General features: G+C 42.3%; 18 protein-coding genes. 1 reads left to right on the top strand and 17 read right to left on the bottom strand.

Translation table 11 applies throughout. The features are described 5' to 3' along the window. Positions 1 to 18 precede the first annotated feature (18 nt). From B4Q04_RS04005 to B4Q04_RS03950, 11 genes are all read right to left on the bottom strand, one after another. Entirely contained in the window at positions 19 to 519 is a 501-nt protein-coding gene (locus B4Q04_RS04005) for a F0F1 ATP synthase subunit B (protein WP_088696057.1), read from the bottom strand. Positions 520 to 608: 89 nt separating this feature from the next. Further along, complete coding sequence (gene atpE / locus B4Q04_RS04000) at positions 609 to 800, bottom strand: ATP synthase F0 subunit C (protein ID WP_076453121.1); 192 nt, start codon at positions 798 to 800, stop codon at positions 609 to 611. Positions 801 to 838: 38 nt separating this feature from the next. Further along, on the bottom strand, positions 839 to 2017 hold the full coding sequence (gene atpB, locus B4Q04_RS03995) for a F0F1 ATP synthase subunit A (RefSeq protein WP_088696056.1): 1179 nt from the start codon (positions 2015 to 2017) through the stop codon (positions 839 to 841). A 95-nt stretch (positions 2018 to 2112) separates the two neighbouring features. Beyond that, the gene (locus B4Q04_RS23150) at positions 2113 to 2457 is read right to left on the bottom strand and encodes a DUF6168 family protein (protein ID WP_367998105.1); all 345 of its coding nucleotides are present in this window, start codon (positions 2455 to 2457) and stop codon (positions 2113 to 2115) included. A gap of 44 nt (positions 2458 to 2501) precedes the next feature. Further along, entirely contained in the window at positions 2502 to 2726 is a 225-nt protein-coding gene (locus B4Q04_RS03985) for an AtpZ/AtpI family protein (RefSeq protein WP_013993136.1), read from the bottom strand. Then, positions 2704 to 3144 carry a polymer-forming cytoskeletal protein gene (locus tag B4Q04_RS03980; RefSeq protein ID WP_013993135.1) on the bottom strand — a complete coding sequence of 147 codons (441 nt, stop codon included), beginning with the start codon at positions 3142 to 3144 and terminating at the stop codon, positions 2704 to 2706. Before B4Q04_RS03980 ends, B4Q04_RS03985 begins: the two co-directional genes overlap by 23 nt. 3 nt (positions 3145 to 3147) lie before the next feature. Further along, positions 3148 to 5700, bottom strand: a complete 2553-nt coding sequence (locus B4Q04_RS03975; RefSeq protein ID WP_013993134.1) for a tetratricopeptide repeat protein — start codon at positions 5698 to 5700, stop codon at positions 3148 to 3150. 517 nt (positions 5701 to 6217) lie between these two features. Further along, a complete protein-coding gene (locus B4Q04_RS03965) occupies positions 6218 to 6946 on the bottom strand; it encodes an ABC transporter ATP-binding protein (RefSeq protein WP_088696054.1) in 729 nt (242 codons plus the stop codon). A gap of 54 nt (positions 6947 to 7000) precedes the next feature. Then, entirely contained in the window at positions 7001 to 8470 is a 1470-nt protein-coding gene (locus tag B4Q04_RS03960; protein WP_088696053.1) for a DUF5687 family protein, read from the bottom strand. A gap of 61 nt (positions 8471 to 8531) precedes the next feature. Beyond that, the gene (locus B4Q04_RS03955; RefSeq protein ID WP_123772328.1) at positions 8532 to 9251 is read right to left on the bottom strand and encodes a hypothetical protein; all 720 of its coding nucleotides are present in this window, start codon (positions 9249 to 9251) and stop codon (positions 8532 to 8534) included. Positions 9252 to 9315: 64 nt separating this feature from the next. Beyond that, on the bottom strand, positions 9316 to 9654 hold the full coding sequence (locus tag B4Q04_RS03950) for a PadR family transcriptional regulator (protein WP_046287827.1): 339 nt from the start codon (positions 9652 to 9654) through the stop codon (positions 9316 to 9318). Between the two features lie 127 nt (positions 9655 to 9781). Between B4Q04_RS03950 and B4Q04_RS03945 the strand changes: the two genes are divergently transcribed. Further along, positions 9782 to 10831 carry a ferredoxin--NADP reductase gene (locus B4Q04_RS03945; RefSeq protein WP_088696051.1) on the top strand — a complete coding sequence of 350 codons (1050 nt, stop codon included), beginning with the start codon at positions 9782 to 9784 and terminating at the stop codon, positions 10829 to 10831. A 41-nt stretch (positions 10832 to 10872) separates the two neighbouring features. Here the strand turns inward: B4Q04_RS03945 and B4Q04_RS03940 are convergent, their stop codons facing one another. Genes B4Q04_RS03940 through B4Q04_RS03915 form a run of 6 tightly spaced genes read right to left on the bottom strand, consistent with a single transcriptional unit; the run spans position 10873 to position 16212 of the window. Beyond that, entirely contained in the window at positions 10873 to 11658 is a 786-nt protein-coding gene (locus B4Q04_RS03940; RefSeq protein WP_013993127.1) for a patatin-like phospholipase family protein, read from the bottom strand. Between the two features lie 34 nt (positions 11659 to 11692). Next, a complete protein-coding gene (locus B4Q04_RS03935) occupies positions 11693 to 12616 on the bottom strand; it encodes a nucleoside hydrolase (RefSeq protein ID WP_236630963.1) in 924 nt (307 codons plus the stop codon). Positions 12617 to 12662: 46 nt separating this feature from the next. Then, positions 12663 to 13382, bottom strand: coding sequence for an ABC transporter ATP-binding protein (locus B4Q04_RS03930; protein ID WP_013993125.1), 720 nt, complete (start codon positions 13380 to 13382; stop codon positions 12663 to 12665). Next, positions 13382 to 14155: an ABC transporter permease gene (locus B4Q04_RS03925; RefSeq protein WP_013993124.1), complete on the bottom strand. Its 774-nt coding sequence runs from the start codon at positions 14153 to 14155 to the stop codon at positions 13382 to 13384. Before B4Q04_RS03925 ends, B4Q04_RS03930 begins: the two co-directional genes overlap by 1 nt. Continuing rightward, positions 14145 to 14999, bottom strand: coding sequence for an ABC transporter permease (locus B4Q04_RS03920; protein ID WP_088696050.1), 855 nt, complete (start codon positions 14997 to 14999; stop codon positions 14145 to 14147). Before B4Q04_RS03920 ends, B4Q04_RS03925 begins: the two co-directional genes overlap by 11 nt. Beyond that, positions 14989 to 16212 (bottom strand): ABC transporter substrate-binding protein, encoded by a 1224-nt coding sequence (locus B4Q04_RS03915; RefSeq protein WP_088696049.1) that lies wholly within the window; start codon positions 16210 to 16212, stop codon positions 14989 to 14991. Before B4Q04_RS03915 ends, B4Q04_RS03920 begins: the two co-directional genes overlap by 11 nt. Positions 16213 to 16256: the final 44 nt, after the last annotated feature.

The following is a 16256-nucleotide window of genomic DNA, read 5'->3' as shown; positions in this document are numbered from 1 at the left end:
AAAAAGCAATATAGCTACTTAATTCAATTTAACATCGCCCAACATACTTTCCACCAATTTCAATTGCTGGTCTTTGTTGGATAGTTGCTCTTTCAACACCTTCTCTGCAATCTCTACAGAAAGTTCGGCCACTTGGTTTTTGATGTCGGCTACAGCGGCTTTCTTCTCACTCTCGATAGCGGCTTGGGCCTGCTTCAACATTTTGTCGCCTTCCACCTTGGCCTGCTCCTTAGAATCCGCGATCATTTTCTCTTTGATCTCACGGGCTTCCTTCAACATTGCCTCGCGCTCCGCACGGGCTTCCTTCAACAACTTATCGTTATCGGCCTGAAGGTTCTGCATTTCGGCACGGGCTTTTTCAGCGGCGTCCAATGCACCCTTGATTCCTTCTTCACGTTCGTTCAATGAAGTCAAAATCGGTTTCCAGGCAAATTTCACCAATAGGAATATCAAACCTAATAATAATATCGTCTGAACAACGAAAAGGCCTGGTGAGAAATCGTTTAATAAAGTTTCCATATATAATATTACTTTAAAATTCTAAACTTGATTAAAACACTTCCTGCAACCAACCGTTGCAGGAAAATGTTTTTTTGGTTTTTAAACCCTTAAGCTTTACCTAAGAACAAGGCACCGAATGCCAAACCTTCTAAAAGTGCAGCAATGATAATCATCGCAGTTTGTATTTTTCCGGTTGCTTCTGGCTGACGGGCAATACCTTCCATTGCTTTACCACCAATTTGACCAAGACCGATACCTGCTCCGATTACGATTAAACCAGCTCCAATTAAGTTGTACATAGTAATTGATTTATATAATTAAATTAAAAAACTCTCTTTTAGATGAAATCCCCTCGAACGTCTTCCGCGTCTGGAATCTCATGTCCTGTAGCATCGTGCTCATGATCGTGATCGTGCTCAGCAACGGCCATACCAATAAACAAGGCTGACAACATAGTAAAAATATAGGCCTGTAAAAAGGCGACCAATACTTCAATAAGCGTAATGAAAAACGACAACACCAATGATAGCCCTGTTGCCCCGACTACACCTAAGCTTTCCTTAAGCGTAAACATGATGGCGATCAAACTCATTACTACAATGTGACCTGCAGATATGTTCGCGAACAAACGTACCAACAATGAAAACGGCTTGATCAAAAAAGCACCGGCCAGTTCTATAATCGCAAGAATCGGTCTGATCAAAACAGGAACCCCCGGCATCCACAACATGTGCATCCAGTAATCCTTGTTTCCGCTAAAGGTATAAATGACCAAAGTAAAAATTGCCAAGGCAGCGGTTACGGCCAACTGGCCCGTTACGTTAAAACCTAATGGCGTCAAACCTAAAAGGTTCAAGATCCATATAAAGAAAAACACGGTCAACAGGTAACCTGTGAATTTGCGATATTTTTTCTCGCCGATGTTCGGCTTGGCGATCTCATCCCTAACATAGATTACCAATGGCTCCAATACCCTACCAAAACCGGTAGGTACTTTTTTACTGGCGTATTGTTTTGCCAATGAAGAGAATCCCCAAAGCATAAGAAGACCCACCAACAATATTCCAAAAACACTTTTGGTTATTGAAAAGTCAAGGACTTTGGCGGCATTTTTCGCATGGTGATGCTCATCAAACTGAACTTCGGAAGCTCCTGGGTTCAGTTCATATATTTTACTGTGAAGTTTTACAAATTTAGAACCACCTTTCTCGACAACGACCTTACCGGCATCGTCATGATGAAATTCAGAAGACATGAAAGTTACCAATCCGTTGCTCGACCAAAGGATGACCGGCAAAGGAAAACCAACGTGCTTACGCTCCCCATTATCACTTGTGTATGAAAACAAGTGAAAGTCATGAGCGTCCTTAATGTGGTGTTGGATATATTCACCTACCTCATCTTTTGTGTCTACCGCTCCTTGATCACCTCCCTCGGAGAATGCAAAACCCTGAAGAGAAATGCATAGTGTACAAAGTAATACTAGTGTTCTGATCATTTTTGAAACTTCCTTCATTATTTTTTATCAAAAAATTATGCTCCTGAAATTTTGCGCAAAAGTAGGTAATCTTGCCGTAATACAAACCATTTTTGTCCTTTAAAATTTTGAAACTATTCGCGTTGCAAAATTTTTGAAACAAAAAAGACCTCTAGGCACAAAAAAACAAACACTGGAATCAAAAGTGAAGCTCTATAAAATCTGGGTAAATGCTCATCTCCCATCAGTTGCGGGTAGCACATTGCAGTATATGCGGCAATTTTAAAAACCAAAAGGCCGATATAAACAAAACCCAATTGAACGAAGATTTTTTCGCTTTTGGAGAGTAGACGAAAGGCTATAATCACCGATAAAGAGAAAATGAAATGAAAAATATAGGCTTTTTGAAGCAGGGTATTGAAACCCGAATTGTCATCTGCCAATAAAAATTGATGAAGAAAAAAAGAAGCCGTGCCCACCAAAATGAACACGACTATATATTGTACTAATTGTTTGACCAATGCTACTTATTTAATGTCATCACTTTTTTGATGACGATATACATCGACAAAAATACGGCAAGTAAAGTAATTGTATCTTCTAAAAACGTTTTTTCAAACTTTACATCTAACCAGGCCCCCAAAAGATTGCCTAAATAGATGGTTGCCCCCATTTGTATGGCAATGCCCGAAAAACCGGCCGCTGTTCGTATTAAATTGGAATTATCACGAGGCTTTTGCTGCTTCATTGTTTTTGCTTAGCGGCGACTTAAACCCAGAGGAAGTACTACTGTTCAAGCTCCCCCCTTTACCTTTCATGGTACAAGACGCGTTAAAAGTAGCACCGGGCTCTACCGCCAACTTGGTTACCGACACTGTACCTTCTATTACTGCCGAAGACTTAAGCGACAATAGGTCCGACACCAAAAGCTCTCCGTTGAAGCTTCCCTCTATGTCGGCATTGACACACTCTACCTTACCATGGATGTAGCCATCTTTACCAATAACAACCTTACCTGTTGTCTTTACGTTGCCGTCTAATTTACCGTCAATTCTAAAATCAGCTTCAGATTCGATATCCCCTTTAATTTTTGTGTGCTTGGAGATCCTGTTGGGTTGTGCGCCTATTTCGTTCATAGTTCTTGGTTTTTTGTTATCAGAAAACATTGTTTATGGTTTTGGGGTTAAAATTTGACTTTTATACTCTTGTAAGTTTTTATGTACTTGAATAATTTTATAATTGGTAGATAAAATTACAAAATTCTCATTCTCAATACGGTAATCCTTGTTAAATTTTATAAGCTCGGCAAAACCGAGGGCGTAATCTTTAGATTTAAAGCCATGTACGACGACGAATTGGTCTTCTAAAGTATAAATATCTTTTGAAACCTTGTTCTTGTACCTCAAATCGATAATGGCGTCTTCTAATTCTTTCTTTACCCTTTTGGCTATTTCATCATTACTTCTTCTAAAGGGAAATACCACTTTCCAATTACCCGTTCCGGTTGAACCTAGTTCGGTAGAAAATTCCTTTACCGCTAGTTTAGGAAGCTGTTCGGCTACCATGGTCTCCGCTTTTTTCCCTTCCGGATTGTTAGGATAGGTCAATGCCACATAGTTGAGGGCCTCTTCAAACGCCTTAAAACCGTTAAGCCTTCCGATGGCGTTGGCCTTCAACATTTCGAACTTGGGAACTATGGGGTCTCCCGTGTACTTTTCTATATTCTCTTCGGCTCCCGTAATGGTCTTCAAGTATTCTTGCTGTCGATATAGGCGATATAGGGCCGCATAACGTGCCTCTGGGCTATCGGCATCGTCTTCGAGCACCGCTCTCGGGTTTAATATGATTTCGGCATAGCGCGAATCACCATGGTTTTGGAGAATATCTTGTTTCATGGAGGCCAAAAGCGGACTCCCCTCTTCTTCGTATATCTTATACAGGTTGTATTTGGAAGGAAGCACTAAACGCTCCTCAGGATCGGCATCCAAAACCTTTTCGAGTTTTTCGGCCGCCAATAGATTTTCCTTGAACTTCTCCTTGTAGATCAATCCGAGTTGATAATTGGCAAAATTTCGTTCGCCCTTAAGACTATCTATCACTGCTACATCCGTAGGCACTCGGTCCAAATAATAGTCCACAGAAAAGTTTTCCTCATCGGTAACCGTTCCCAAACTATCGTTCGAAACCGTGGCATTACCCGCTACTTCTTGTGGCAAGACTCGTCTTTTATCGCTCCAACGCCAGTCGTCTTCAAGCGTTCTCTTGCCCCATCTCTGAACAAAGTCGTTTTTACCATAGCCCAAACTGGTCAGGTTGTAGAAATAGAATTTTCCCTTGTTCTCTTTTCCGCCTTTGCTCTTTGCAAACTGGGCAAAACCGGCCGCCAATCTTCTTTCCTCTTTCTTGGCCGCGGCCTCTTTTGCCGCCTTGAGCTTCGCGATATGCTCTTCAAAATAAGCCGTACGCTCGGCCAAGGGAAGGTTGTACAAGCTTATGATACTGTCGGTACGATGTGCAATATCCTCATACTTGATAACGTCTTCAAGGTTATCGAGCTTTTTCTTGGTCCTCCTATATCTTTTTGTGTTTTCCTCTAAATTACTAACGACACTGTCGTAGTAGGCCCCCGCCAATTTATATTCGTTTCTATCAAAGTGGTAGACGGCCAGGTTTTCGTAATTGAGCGCGTTCAACTTCGGTTCGTTCTGTGTGGCGCGTAGCGACTTGTTGAAATAGACTACGGCCAAACTATCGTTTTCACGATCGAGGTAGTACTCCGCCATCTGGCGATAAATTTTATCCAAAAACGGGCGGTTCTCACGATTTTCCTGAAGGTCGGTCAGGTATTCCAATATTTCCTCGCTGTTCTCCGAAGTAATTTCGGTATTTCTCAACTTCTGTATTTCGGCATTGATCATATAGACCCTTGGTGACCTACGGTTTAGCTCAATTACCTTATTGAATGCGTAATTGGCACTGTCTTTATGGCCCAACCGATTGTACAATTGTCCTATAATGTAGTAATAACGCCCTTTTTCTGGGTTTTTCTTAGTGTAGTGCGATGCGATCTTTAAGTTTTGAACGGCAGTATCAAGTACCTTTTCATTGATGTAGGCTTGGGCGATCATAGCCCGTGTATCGGCATATTCTTGGTCGCTGAGCTGTTCATATTTCAAAAGCCGCTTTAGGTTTTTAATGGCCAGTTCCTCGTTTTCGAGGCGAATGTTGACCTTCTCGCGCCAGATATGGGCCTCGTTCAGTTTATCGCTGTAGTTGTATTTCTTTATAATGTAGTTGAAGGCCTCAAGTGCCGGCATATAGCGTTGATCAAAATAACGCGCCTTGCCCAAAAGTAAAAAGGCCTCGTCCGTTTGTGGGTTGCGCTCCACATCCTTAATATCCATACTGTGCTTTTGTATGGCCTTGGTCGCCTTTTCTTCGGCAATGATAAAGTTGGGGTTGTTATCTTCGGAATCTAACTTGATATCTTCGGTAACCTCCAAACGTTCAATAGGAAGTATTTCCCAATAGTCATCTTTATAGTTCAGGTTGAGTTCTTCCCTACCTTCATCAAAGGCAATATTGCCATTGTACAAGGTGTTGTACTTGGTATTGAGCGCGTGCCAATTTCGGTTCACGAACGCGTCTTTTTTGGTGGAACACGAATTTAACGCGATACCTCCTAGAACCGTACATAAGATGAGTTTAATGTGAAGTTTCATCTGCTCAAGTCAATCATTGTTTATGGTCAGATGCAATTTGCCCCAAACTGTTTTCATACTTTTTCCGTGTGTAAATGGCAGATTTTTATAATGTTCACCTGCTTACTTAACTCTAACTAAAAAAGAACCGGATTATTATGCAGTTGGTCGATAAAAAGTTAATTGTTCGGACCTTGCGTTGCCCAAAAAAAATAAAATCAGCCACAACCCAAATTCTATTTTCAAGGGATTATCCGCCGCTAACCGCCACTTTCTATTCTCGATTTCGATTTACCGCTTCAAATTGGGCCCTTATTTACTTGCTTTTTGCGCAAAATACGTGAAGTTAAAAAAAAGTGGAAGAAGTCGCTTTTATTTTTTACCGACCCAGCGGTCTGTGATTGCCCTTTTTAAAGATCAGGAGCCCGTTTTATACACATTAGACGGCAATAGGCAACAACTTATCGATGCATTTGCCAAAGTGCCGAATCGCCAAAAAAACAAGAACCGACCCAAGGGTCGGTTTACGGGTTTAGCATCATAGCGCAGATATTTCATCATGCGGAGCTTCGCTTCCCCCAAAAAACGACTCCAATTCCTTTAAGGTAGCCTCTGAAGTCTTTATATCTTTGACAATTTCCCCTTTGTTCAACACGACAATGCGTTCGCATACCTCCGTCACATGGATCAGGTCATGGCTAGAGACCAGTACGGTGACCCCTTGCTTAGATGCCAAGTCTTTAATTATACCTTTTAATCGTATTTGGGTCGTGGGGTCGAGATTGGCAAAAGGCTCATCTAAGATTACCACATCGGGATTGCCTATAAACGAGGCGACGATTCCGGCTTTCTTTTGATTCCCTTTGGAAAGGTCGCGCAAGTACTTTTTCTGGTTTAGGATCTCGCCGTGAAAGAAATCGTCAAAATTCATCAATAGCGTATCCACATCGGCCTTATTTTGGTTACGCAATTCGCCGATAAAATAAAAGTATTCCTCAGGGGTCAGGTAACCGATCAAAAAGCTCTCATCTATAAAAGCCGAGGTAAAAGGCTTCCATGCTTCGCTCTGGTCTACTTGCACCCCATGGTTCACTATATGTCCCGTAGTGGGTTGGATCAGATCTAATAAAAGGCTGAAAAAAGTAGTCTTGCCAGCACCGTTGTTCCCTACAAGTCCAAAACTCTGTCCTTTGGGTATATCAAGCTGTTCGATATTCAATACGGTTTTACCAAGATACTTCTTGGTGAGATTCTGTACGGTAAGCATAGATTCGATATAAAGTTCCTGTTTCGTTTAAAGCGTCATAAAGTAAATTGGGGTTTAGCTGTTCCGCTCCTTAAAGCCGGCAATCATCACATATTTTTTCTTCCTGTAGGCCCTAGTAATTAGGTCCAGCAATATATTTCTTAGGGAAAAACCTATAATTCCAAGGAGACAAAGGGCAATTATGGCCGCTTCAAAGGAGACGAAAAAGGACAATAGCCCATAAATCGCCATAGGCATTCCAAATAGCGGGAGGGCTACCAAAAACTGGGTTGCACTCGTTCCCTGCATATTACTAAGGGCACTTTTGGTCAAATCGATACGCTTTTTGTTCATAGACCCAAAGAAAAGGATTACCGGAACGTTGACACCTAGATTGTACAAGGCACAACTAAAATTTATGGCCAAGGAGTCCCACCCAAAATAAACATAGGGAATAGAGAGCAAAAACATAATTCCGATACTAACCGAAATCAGGGCCGCCTTAGACTCCAGGTATTTTCTTAGGGGAATGTTCTGCGACATCATCATACTGTAATAAGCGCTGTCCCAAGCCGGAATAAACTGCCCGAAGTTCATTAAAAACACCCCGGTCATAAAAATGCCGACAAAAACCAACATTCCAGACTGCATACCAAAGTCTTCCATAGTATAGAAGACCAATCCGTAAAAGGCCATTCCCAATGACACAAAGACCTGTGACCTCGTCCGCTTGTTTCGCCAAATGAGTTTTAGGTCCAACTGCAAAAAGGGCGCTATGGCTCCGAAACGGCGGGTCCATGCCAACTCCGAAGAACTTGCCTCTGCCATTTCCTTTTTTAGGGAGACATCTAAAAAAATGCGTTTCCTTAGATAGGAATAATTGATAAAATAGGACAATGCCGCAAGACCCAAGGGAAGCATGGCATAAAACGGATTTTCATAAAGGGCGTAAAATAATCCTCCGGCATAGGCCCTTATGGGGAGGAGTTGAAAATAATCCAAACCGTAGCAAGCCAACAAAAGCGTGCCGACCACGATCAAAGCCTTATCACTCTTATTTATGATAAAATTGATGTAGTTGACACTCAACACGATTCCTATAATCCCCAGCATCCAAAACGAAACGTTCAGAAGGGCATAGCCTTTTATAAGAAGGACCACCCCAAAGGGCACAAAGAAAAACAGGGCTAAAAAATTATAGAAAGAAACCGCCGAACGGCCTAGAATGTAATGTGCAATACTGCTTTTTTTTATAGGAAGGACCAGAAACGGCTTGATATCCATAACCGGAAGCTTTTGCATAAAATACCGTAGAAACAGTTCGGCGAGTACCCAATACACTAGATATTGGCTTAAGATGGCAAGCGGATCCGTATCGGGAAAGATCTTTTCTAAAGCAAAGAACAATGTGGACCCCAAGACGGACAACATACCCAAAAAGTACAGCGCGAAAAAGCCCATCATTATTTTCACCCCAAGGCTTTTGCCTAAAGATGAAGACCTAAAGAAGGATTTCCACTGCAGCCAACTGAAACTTTTAAACATAAGAAAGGGGTTACCTGTTCGGTAAGTTAGTATTTAAAGCGATAGGGTTTGTTACAAGCCATTACAATAATTTATATTCAGGATAAGTCTTCCCTAGCAATTCATCAGCCTTTGACGGAATAACGAAAATGGTAACATAAGAAAGAATAAGGGTAAGAACAATGCCTATGGCAAAAGCCATTAGCACCCAAAAATTATCCATGGGAACCCTATCTCTTATATAACCCATATTAAGGGTTAGGGGTAGAAGGTTTATCATATGGATTAAATTTCCATAGGAATAGATTACGTCTTTAAGCATCCATTTTTTACCATATTTTTTCGCTTCCAATTCATTATCCCTTCTGCTTTTGAAAGCCGAGTAAAAGACGGTCAGAACTATTAGAAAAAAAATCGCTATTACCGCGTTATACCGAAACACAAGCGGAATAAAAAGAAGTAAGGTCGTTATGAACAAGACCAAACCAAATATGAGTCCTATTTTAGGCCATCTAAAGAACTCTTTATAAAACCCCCATAGGATATGGCGGTATTTTTTTCGTATGGCTTGGCCCTTTTTATCTATGACATCTTGAAAACCGGCGACCCCAAACTTTTTAAATTCTAAACAACAGGCCTCGTTAAAACTGAGTTTCGGGTGACGTTTCCACTGCTCTTCTATACCATTGGCCAAGTGGTCGACCAATTCGGTCTGCAGATCGTAGTGCTCTACAAAATGTATCCGGGTAAACTTATAGAGTTCTTGTATTTGATTTTGGGTCAGGCCTACCATAACACTCAATTATTGTATAATTTGCTTTCGTAAACAGACGAAGCATCGCTTATTATGTTTTGAATTTAAAGCATCAATCAATGCTCCAATTCGGATTCACTAATTGCTGCATACTACGGATAAACTCCTCCAGTTCGGCCAAACGGTTTACGGTTTCCTTTTCTCCTGCTTCGGTCAGTTTATAATATTTGCGCAAACGGTTGTCGACCTTGGCCACTTCAACATCGAGCAGGCCTTCCGCCTCAAGCTTGTGAAGCGCCGGGTAAAGCGCCCCTTCGGTTATGTGAAGTTCGCCCTTGGTAAGGGCCTTCACTTTTTGGGTAATTTCATAACCATACATTTTTCCCTGTTCTTCCAACAGTTTTAAAATAATGGTGTTCAGACTTCCTTTATAAAGTTTTGAATTTGCCATTACTTCAAATATATACATAAATACCTTATGCATAAGATATTTATGTATTCTTTTTTTCATCTTTTCCGTTTCAATTGGCTATTTCAATGCTTATTTTCGCGTTTACATTACACCCAAAAAATTAATAATGGTGCATTTTCATTCCTTGACCGTAAAACATATCAAACCGCTCACGCCTAGTTCCGTGGCCATAACTTTTAGCTTACCTAAAGATCTTATACAAGCCTTCGATTTTATTCCCGGGCAGTATATTACCATTAAAACCGAGCTGAAGGGAAAAGAAATTAGAAGAGCCTATTCGCTATGCTCTTCGCCCAAAAGCGATTCTATCACCATTGGGGTCAAAAAAGTAGACAGGGGCGGATTTTCGGATTATGCGAATACCAAGCTTAAGGTCGGCGATATACTTGAGGTCATGCCTCCCGAAGGTAGATTTACCTTTCAACCTACCGGGAAGCCCAAGAATATAGCCGCTTTTGCAGCCGGTAGCGGTATTACCCCGATCATGAGCATTGCCAAGGCGGTATTGGCCGACAACCCCAACAATAAGTTCGTGCTGGTATATGGAAACAAGTCGTATAAAGAGACCATGTTCTATACCGATTTGGCAAAACTGGAATTGGACTACGCAGGCCGATTCAATGTATATTTCATTACCAGCCAGACCCAAGAGGACGACTCCCTTTTCGGACGCATTGATGTCTCAACCGTTAACTATGCCCTTAAGAACAAGCATAAGGATGTAAATTTTGACGGCTATTACCTTTGTGGCCCCGAGGCCATGATCCATTTGGTTTCTGATACCTTGCAAGAAAATAAGGTTCCAAAAGACAAAATACACTTTGAACTTTTTACCTCCACCGAAATTTTAGATGAAATGCCGGTGCAGGCCGAAGGCAAAACCGAGGTTTCCGTAGTGGTCGATGACGAAGAGTTCACCTTGACCATGGATAAAAAGGAAATCGTTCTCGATGCCGTTCTAAAACAGAATATCGATGCCCCCTACTCTTGTCAGGGCGGTGTTTGTAGTAGCTGTATAGCACGAGTGACCGAAGGCAAGGCCGAAATGGTAAAAAATCAGATCCTTACCGATGGGGAAATCGCCGACGGCCTAATTTTAACCTGTCAGGCACACCCAACAACACCAACTTTAAAAATCGATTATGACGATGTTTAAAAAATACATCGCCTAAAAATAAACCGAGCCACAAGCGTACCTTACACTTGTGGCTTTTTTAGTAGTTCCTCTAACCTGCGACAGGTGTTTTCATATCCTACGAGATAGGCCTTCTCTATTCCTTTACGGTCTAATACACCGATTTTTTCGAGTTCCTTAAACTCCATCAACAGATTACAAGCATTGAGTTTTTTGCGGTTGATGGCATAGATCATGAGTCCTGTTACCCTTCCGGTCAATTGCAAGGAATTCTTCAAGGCGTTTTTATTCAGTTCGCCCACCACCGATACATTGCTACCAATGATATAATCCGCTTGGCCCATTATGGGTTCCAAGGGGAAGTTGTTCATGATGCCGCCATCGGCATAAAGTTGCCCTTCCATCTCTACGGGACTAAAAACCGGAGGCAGGGCAGCAGAGGCCAATAGGGGCCGGATCAGTTCACCTTCGGAAAAATATTCAAGATCTCCCTTTTGAAGGTTCGTGGCCACCACGTGCAATTTCTTTTCGAGGGTATCAAAGCTGTTCTGGGGGAAATAGGTCTTGAACACATCAAAATACCTATCGGTATCAATGAAGCCCGGTTTGGCTATGGTCAAGAAATTGTACCGAAACAAGGGAGTTTCCTTAAAAAAGGCCATCATATCCAAAACAGAATTCCCATTAGCGTACAAGGCCCCTACCAAGGCTCCCACGCTACTACCTCCTACTACCTGTGCCGAAAGGCCAAACTCGTTCATCGCTTGTATAAGGCCAATATGCGCCATACCGCGCACCCCTCCGCCCGAAAGCACAAGACCAATTGATTTTGTTTGTATATCGTTCATTGTAGTTTGTCTGAAAGTCGCACTACGAAGGTATTTATTTCAACAGACTATCCATTAATTTTTTATGATAACCCGAAACTACATCATAGCAGTACTTCACGGGGAATCCTTCGCTTTTATCGCAGAGCAGATAGGCTTTAAAAACCTGTTTGTCGTTTTCCCGAACGGTATCGTCTTGGTGTATTTCAAGCCGCGCGTTCAGTTCTTCGCATACAATATCTTCCGGGGCGATGATATAGTGACTTGCCAGTACGTCAAAGGGGTTGAAACCCTCAGCACCTTGGTCGAGCCATTGTTGCAACCATGCCCTAGAAGCCTTGGCCAACCATTGGTTGCCCTTGTCCCCTTGCTCCAAAAGATCTAAATCTTCCGCTTTTAACCACACCTTGCTCGAAATTTCGAAGGGACAAAGGGTTACCGGCACACCGTGTTCGAACATTACCCGAAAGGCAACATTATCCAAATCAAAATTAAGGTCTTGTGCATGATTGCCCTTATTGCCGATCTTAAAATAATCTTGGGGGGTTCTACGGCCGGCGACAAGCACGACCTCCAAAATTCGGGATTTCAACTCAGGATATTTTAAAAGCAAAAGCCCTATGTTCGTGGCCGGACCGATGGCCATGATGACCATAGGCTGTTTTTTTAGCGCTTCTGCCAAGGCTTCTACCGCTTCGTTACTCTTTACCTCGTTCAAATCTATAGCTTCACCAGCCCCTTTAAAAACCGGTATTTCACCCAAGGCAAAATCTGAACTCATTTGTTGACTCAGCGGATAGGAGTTTTCGATAAGGGTATTTCCAAAAACGGCACTGATACCACATATTTCAACATTTTCGGCCTTCATCAATTGTAAAACGGCATATCCATCGTCTACATCACAGTAGCCTTCACGCTTATGTCTTGTCATACCTACGGAAAGATCGGTGTCTATCCATACCATTTTCTTCGTCATCATTATCTAATTTTACTATTGTCTTTTAACTCAACTTTTTTAGGGATTATTATCTTAGGCCTCCCCAAAATTCTATTTCATTTTGAACTCCTGTTTGCGGGTCTTGAATAAAATCTTTCTTGTCGTTATAAACGGTTAAGAGCCCGTTTTGCATAAAACCGATTTGGTCGCCCATCAATACGGCCTCCTTTAGGTCGTGGGTCACAAAAAGGGACGTAATATCATATTCCGCGGTCAGTTTTTTGAACAGTTCTTGCATCCGTTGCCTTGTGCCCGTATCTAAACTACCAAAGGGTTCATCCAAGAGTAAAAGGGAGGGATTGGTACTAATGGCCCGCCCAAAGGAAACACGCTGCCGTTGGCCGCCCGAGAGCTGGGTCGGCATTTTTTCGCCCTGCCCCTCAAGTTCAAGGCTATGCAGCATATGCCCTACCTTTTCCTTAATTAAACCTTCCGGTATTTTTTTTAGCCTTAATCCGAAAGCAATATTTTCGTATGCGTTCAAATGTGGAAACAATAAGTCTTCCTGATATAAATAAACGATGTTGCGCTTCTCGGGTCGGGTCTCCGTAATATCCTCACCATCCAACAGGATCTTTCCCGAATCGGGCGATATAAGCCCCCCTATGGTCTTGAGCATGGTGGTCTTGCCACAGCCCGATTTCCCCAAAATACTCAAGGTCTGCTTGGCCCGCAGCGAAAAACTCAGGTCTTTGACCACTTTTTCGGCACCGAAACTTTTTACAATATGCTGAACCTCAAGAAACATCAAACCAATTTTTTAAACACATAACGTTTGTTAAAATACAATAAAACCACGGGTGGAAAAATCAATAGGCAACAACTTAAGGCCCCATAATAATAATTGGCTTCCTTAATGAACATGAACACCTTGATGGTCAGGGTCTGCACTTTTCCGATACCAATGATCGAGGTGAGTCCGTATTCGAACCAAGAAATAAGAAAGGTCTGAAAAAAGCAGATCATCAAAAGGCCTTTGGCCAAGGGCAATACTACTTTTGTATAGGTCTGCCACTTGTTGCCGCCCAAGGTAGCCACCAAATCTTCATAACTCTTTACCTTTTCATTCCAAAAACTACTGAAAAACAGCAGTGCATATGGAAAGGCGATGATAAACTGAGCCACCACTACACCGGTCATATTGCCGAACAGGCCCATCTTTAAAAAGAAAAAACTCAAACACGCCGCAAACACGACCGGCGCCAAGATGTACGGGAAATAAGCCAATAGCGTTAAGGTTCTTTTCTTGGGATGGTAAAAAACCGCTTTACTGATCATAAACCCGGAAGCCGTAGAAAACACCGCCACGGAAAGCGAAATCAATAAGGATGAGAAAAAACTCTCTAGCAGTCCCGTTTCCGAACCAAAAACAGTGACCCAGTTCTTCAATCCAAGGTATGAAGGCCATACTTCGGGAAAGCGCCACTCTGAAGCCAATGATAAAAATACCAGGTACACGAAGGGAAATAGGATCAACAGCACTACCAGGCTCAATACAAAAGGTTTCCAATTAACTCGCATAGGCTCTTTTTCTTTTAGGGAGAAACAAGGCAAGGGCCGCTACCGACACCAATAAGGTGTATAATACGGCCACCACATATCCTTCTGAAATCTTATCCAGGTCATATTGTTTGATTTCCTGAATAATAAGCACCGATAGCATTTGTGGTGATTCTTGTCCTAAAATTAAAGGGACTTCATAGGCGCCCAATAGAAAGATAAAATAGAGCACGATAAGCACCCATGTCTTTCGAATAAGAATAGGAAGAAACACGCGCCGCACCACTTGTCGGCTATTGGCCCCGAGGGATTGTGCCAGTATTGAAAGTTCTTCTATCCGTTCGTTCTTGTACACATTCAAAAAGAGCAGTACAAAAAAGGGCATGACCATAGTAATAAAAGAAAGTATGATTCCGACGGCCAGGCCATCATTGACCAAATCGGGAAACTGCGAAGCCTCGGTAATAAAACCGAGTTTATGACTTATCCGAGCAAAAAAACCGCCCTTGGAAAAAAGTTGAAAGGTAAAGAAGCCCGTAACAATGCCCGGTATGGCCAAGGGCAAATAAATGACGAACGACAAGATCCGTTTTTCCAACTGCCTTCTAAACTTGAGGGTTATCCATAGGGCCCCTCCTACGGAAAGGCTTGCGGCCACGAACGCAATTACAACACTATAGCCCAACGATTTAAAAAATGTGCCCGAAGCCAACACCGACTTCCAGAACTGCAGGGTAAAACCGTTGTTCGCCACGCCTATTATACCAAAGCTATACAATAGCGCGTATACAAAGGCTGCAGCAAATGGCAGCACACCAATGACGACAAACAATACTATTCCTATGTTCGGTTTTTTAGTTTTCAATCACCTTTTTTCTAAAATCTTCGTACAAACGTATCATATATTCGGGGGCGGGTTCGGCAATGGCATTGGCCTCCAGTTCCTCTAAGATAGGCCCATATTGGCGTTTACGTGCTTCCAAGAACTTATCTTTCCATTCGAGTTCAAGCTTATCCATGGCCAAAACGGTATTGGAATCCATTCCATTTGCATCTGCCTTTTTAAATTGCGCCTCAGGGGAAAGCAAAAAATTAATGACCTGCATGGCCCCCGCTTTTTGCGGTGAATTATAAAGAATCCCCAAGTAATTTGAGTTTCTTATGGTGCCGTTTTCCCAGGCGTATCCTTTTGTGGTTTTAGGATAGAGACCGTTCAGTACTTTATCTTCTATTCCCCCTTCACTAAATCCATAGGCAATAAGCAATTCCCCGTTGGCGTAAAGCTGGTTCATTTTAGATTGTTCCTTGGGAAAAGTACGTCCTTCCTTCCAAAAATACCGTTTGTTATCATTAATGAATTTCCAAAGTTTTTCAGATAGCTCAATGTATTTTTTTTCATCGAACGGGCCATTTAATGCATTGGGACTTCCACCCAATTCTGCCAATAAACTCTTTAAAAGGGTCATTCCTGTAAAATCGTTCGATATGGTAAATGTACCAGGGTGCTCTTTGATGAAATTTTCAAGTTCGGGAATGCTTTTGGGCGGGTTCGGCACCTTCTTATAATCGTATACGATTGCAAATTGATTTATGCTCCACGGGGCTTCCATGCCATTTATAGGCTGCTGAAAATCGGTACTGATGAAACGGTCTTCAAAATTGATCAAAGCGGAGTTGGGAAGCTGTTCTACGAATGGCCCCCATAGGCCGTTTATCTTTCTTAATTGAAAAAAGGTCTCCCCATTGATCCACACCATGTCTACTTGGCCCTCTTCTCTATCGGCTTGTTTTTCGCCCATGACCAACTGCACAATTTCCGGACCTTGCCCTCCGCTGATCTGCAAGTCGATATCATATTTTTCCTTTACGGTAGGAACCACATAATTATTGATATAATCATTAATGGCGGAACTGCCCTGCCACATCATAAAATTGACCGTGGTTCCACGCGCCTCGGACGCAATCGATTCCCAGGTCGCCGTTTTGAGCCGCTCATCGTTCTTTGAGGCTTTCTCCCCGCAGGAAAGCAGTATCGCCCCCAATAATAAACCGACTAGTATATAATTGATTTTCCTCATTTTTTAAACTTCATGGTTATCTGTGGCCCTTAGTCGCTTAATCC

It is taken from the genome of Zobellia sp. OII3, assembly GCF_002211465.1.
Lineage (GTDB): Bacteria > Bacteroidota > Bacteroidia > Flavobacteriales > Flavobacteriaceae > Zobellia > Zobellia galactanivorans.
This window is presented reverse-complemented; position numbering and strand designations above follow the sequence as displayed.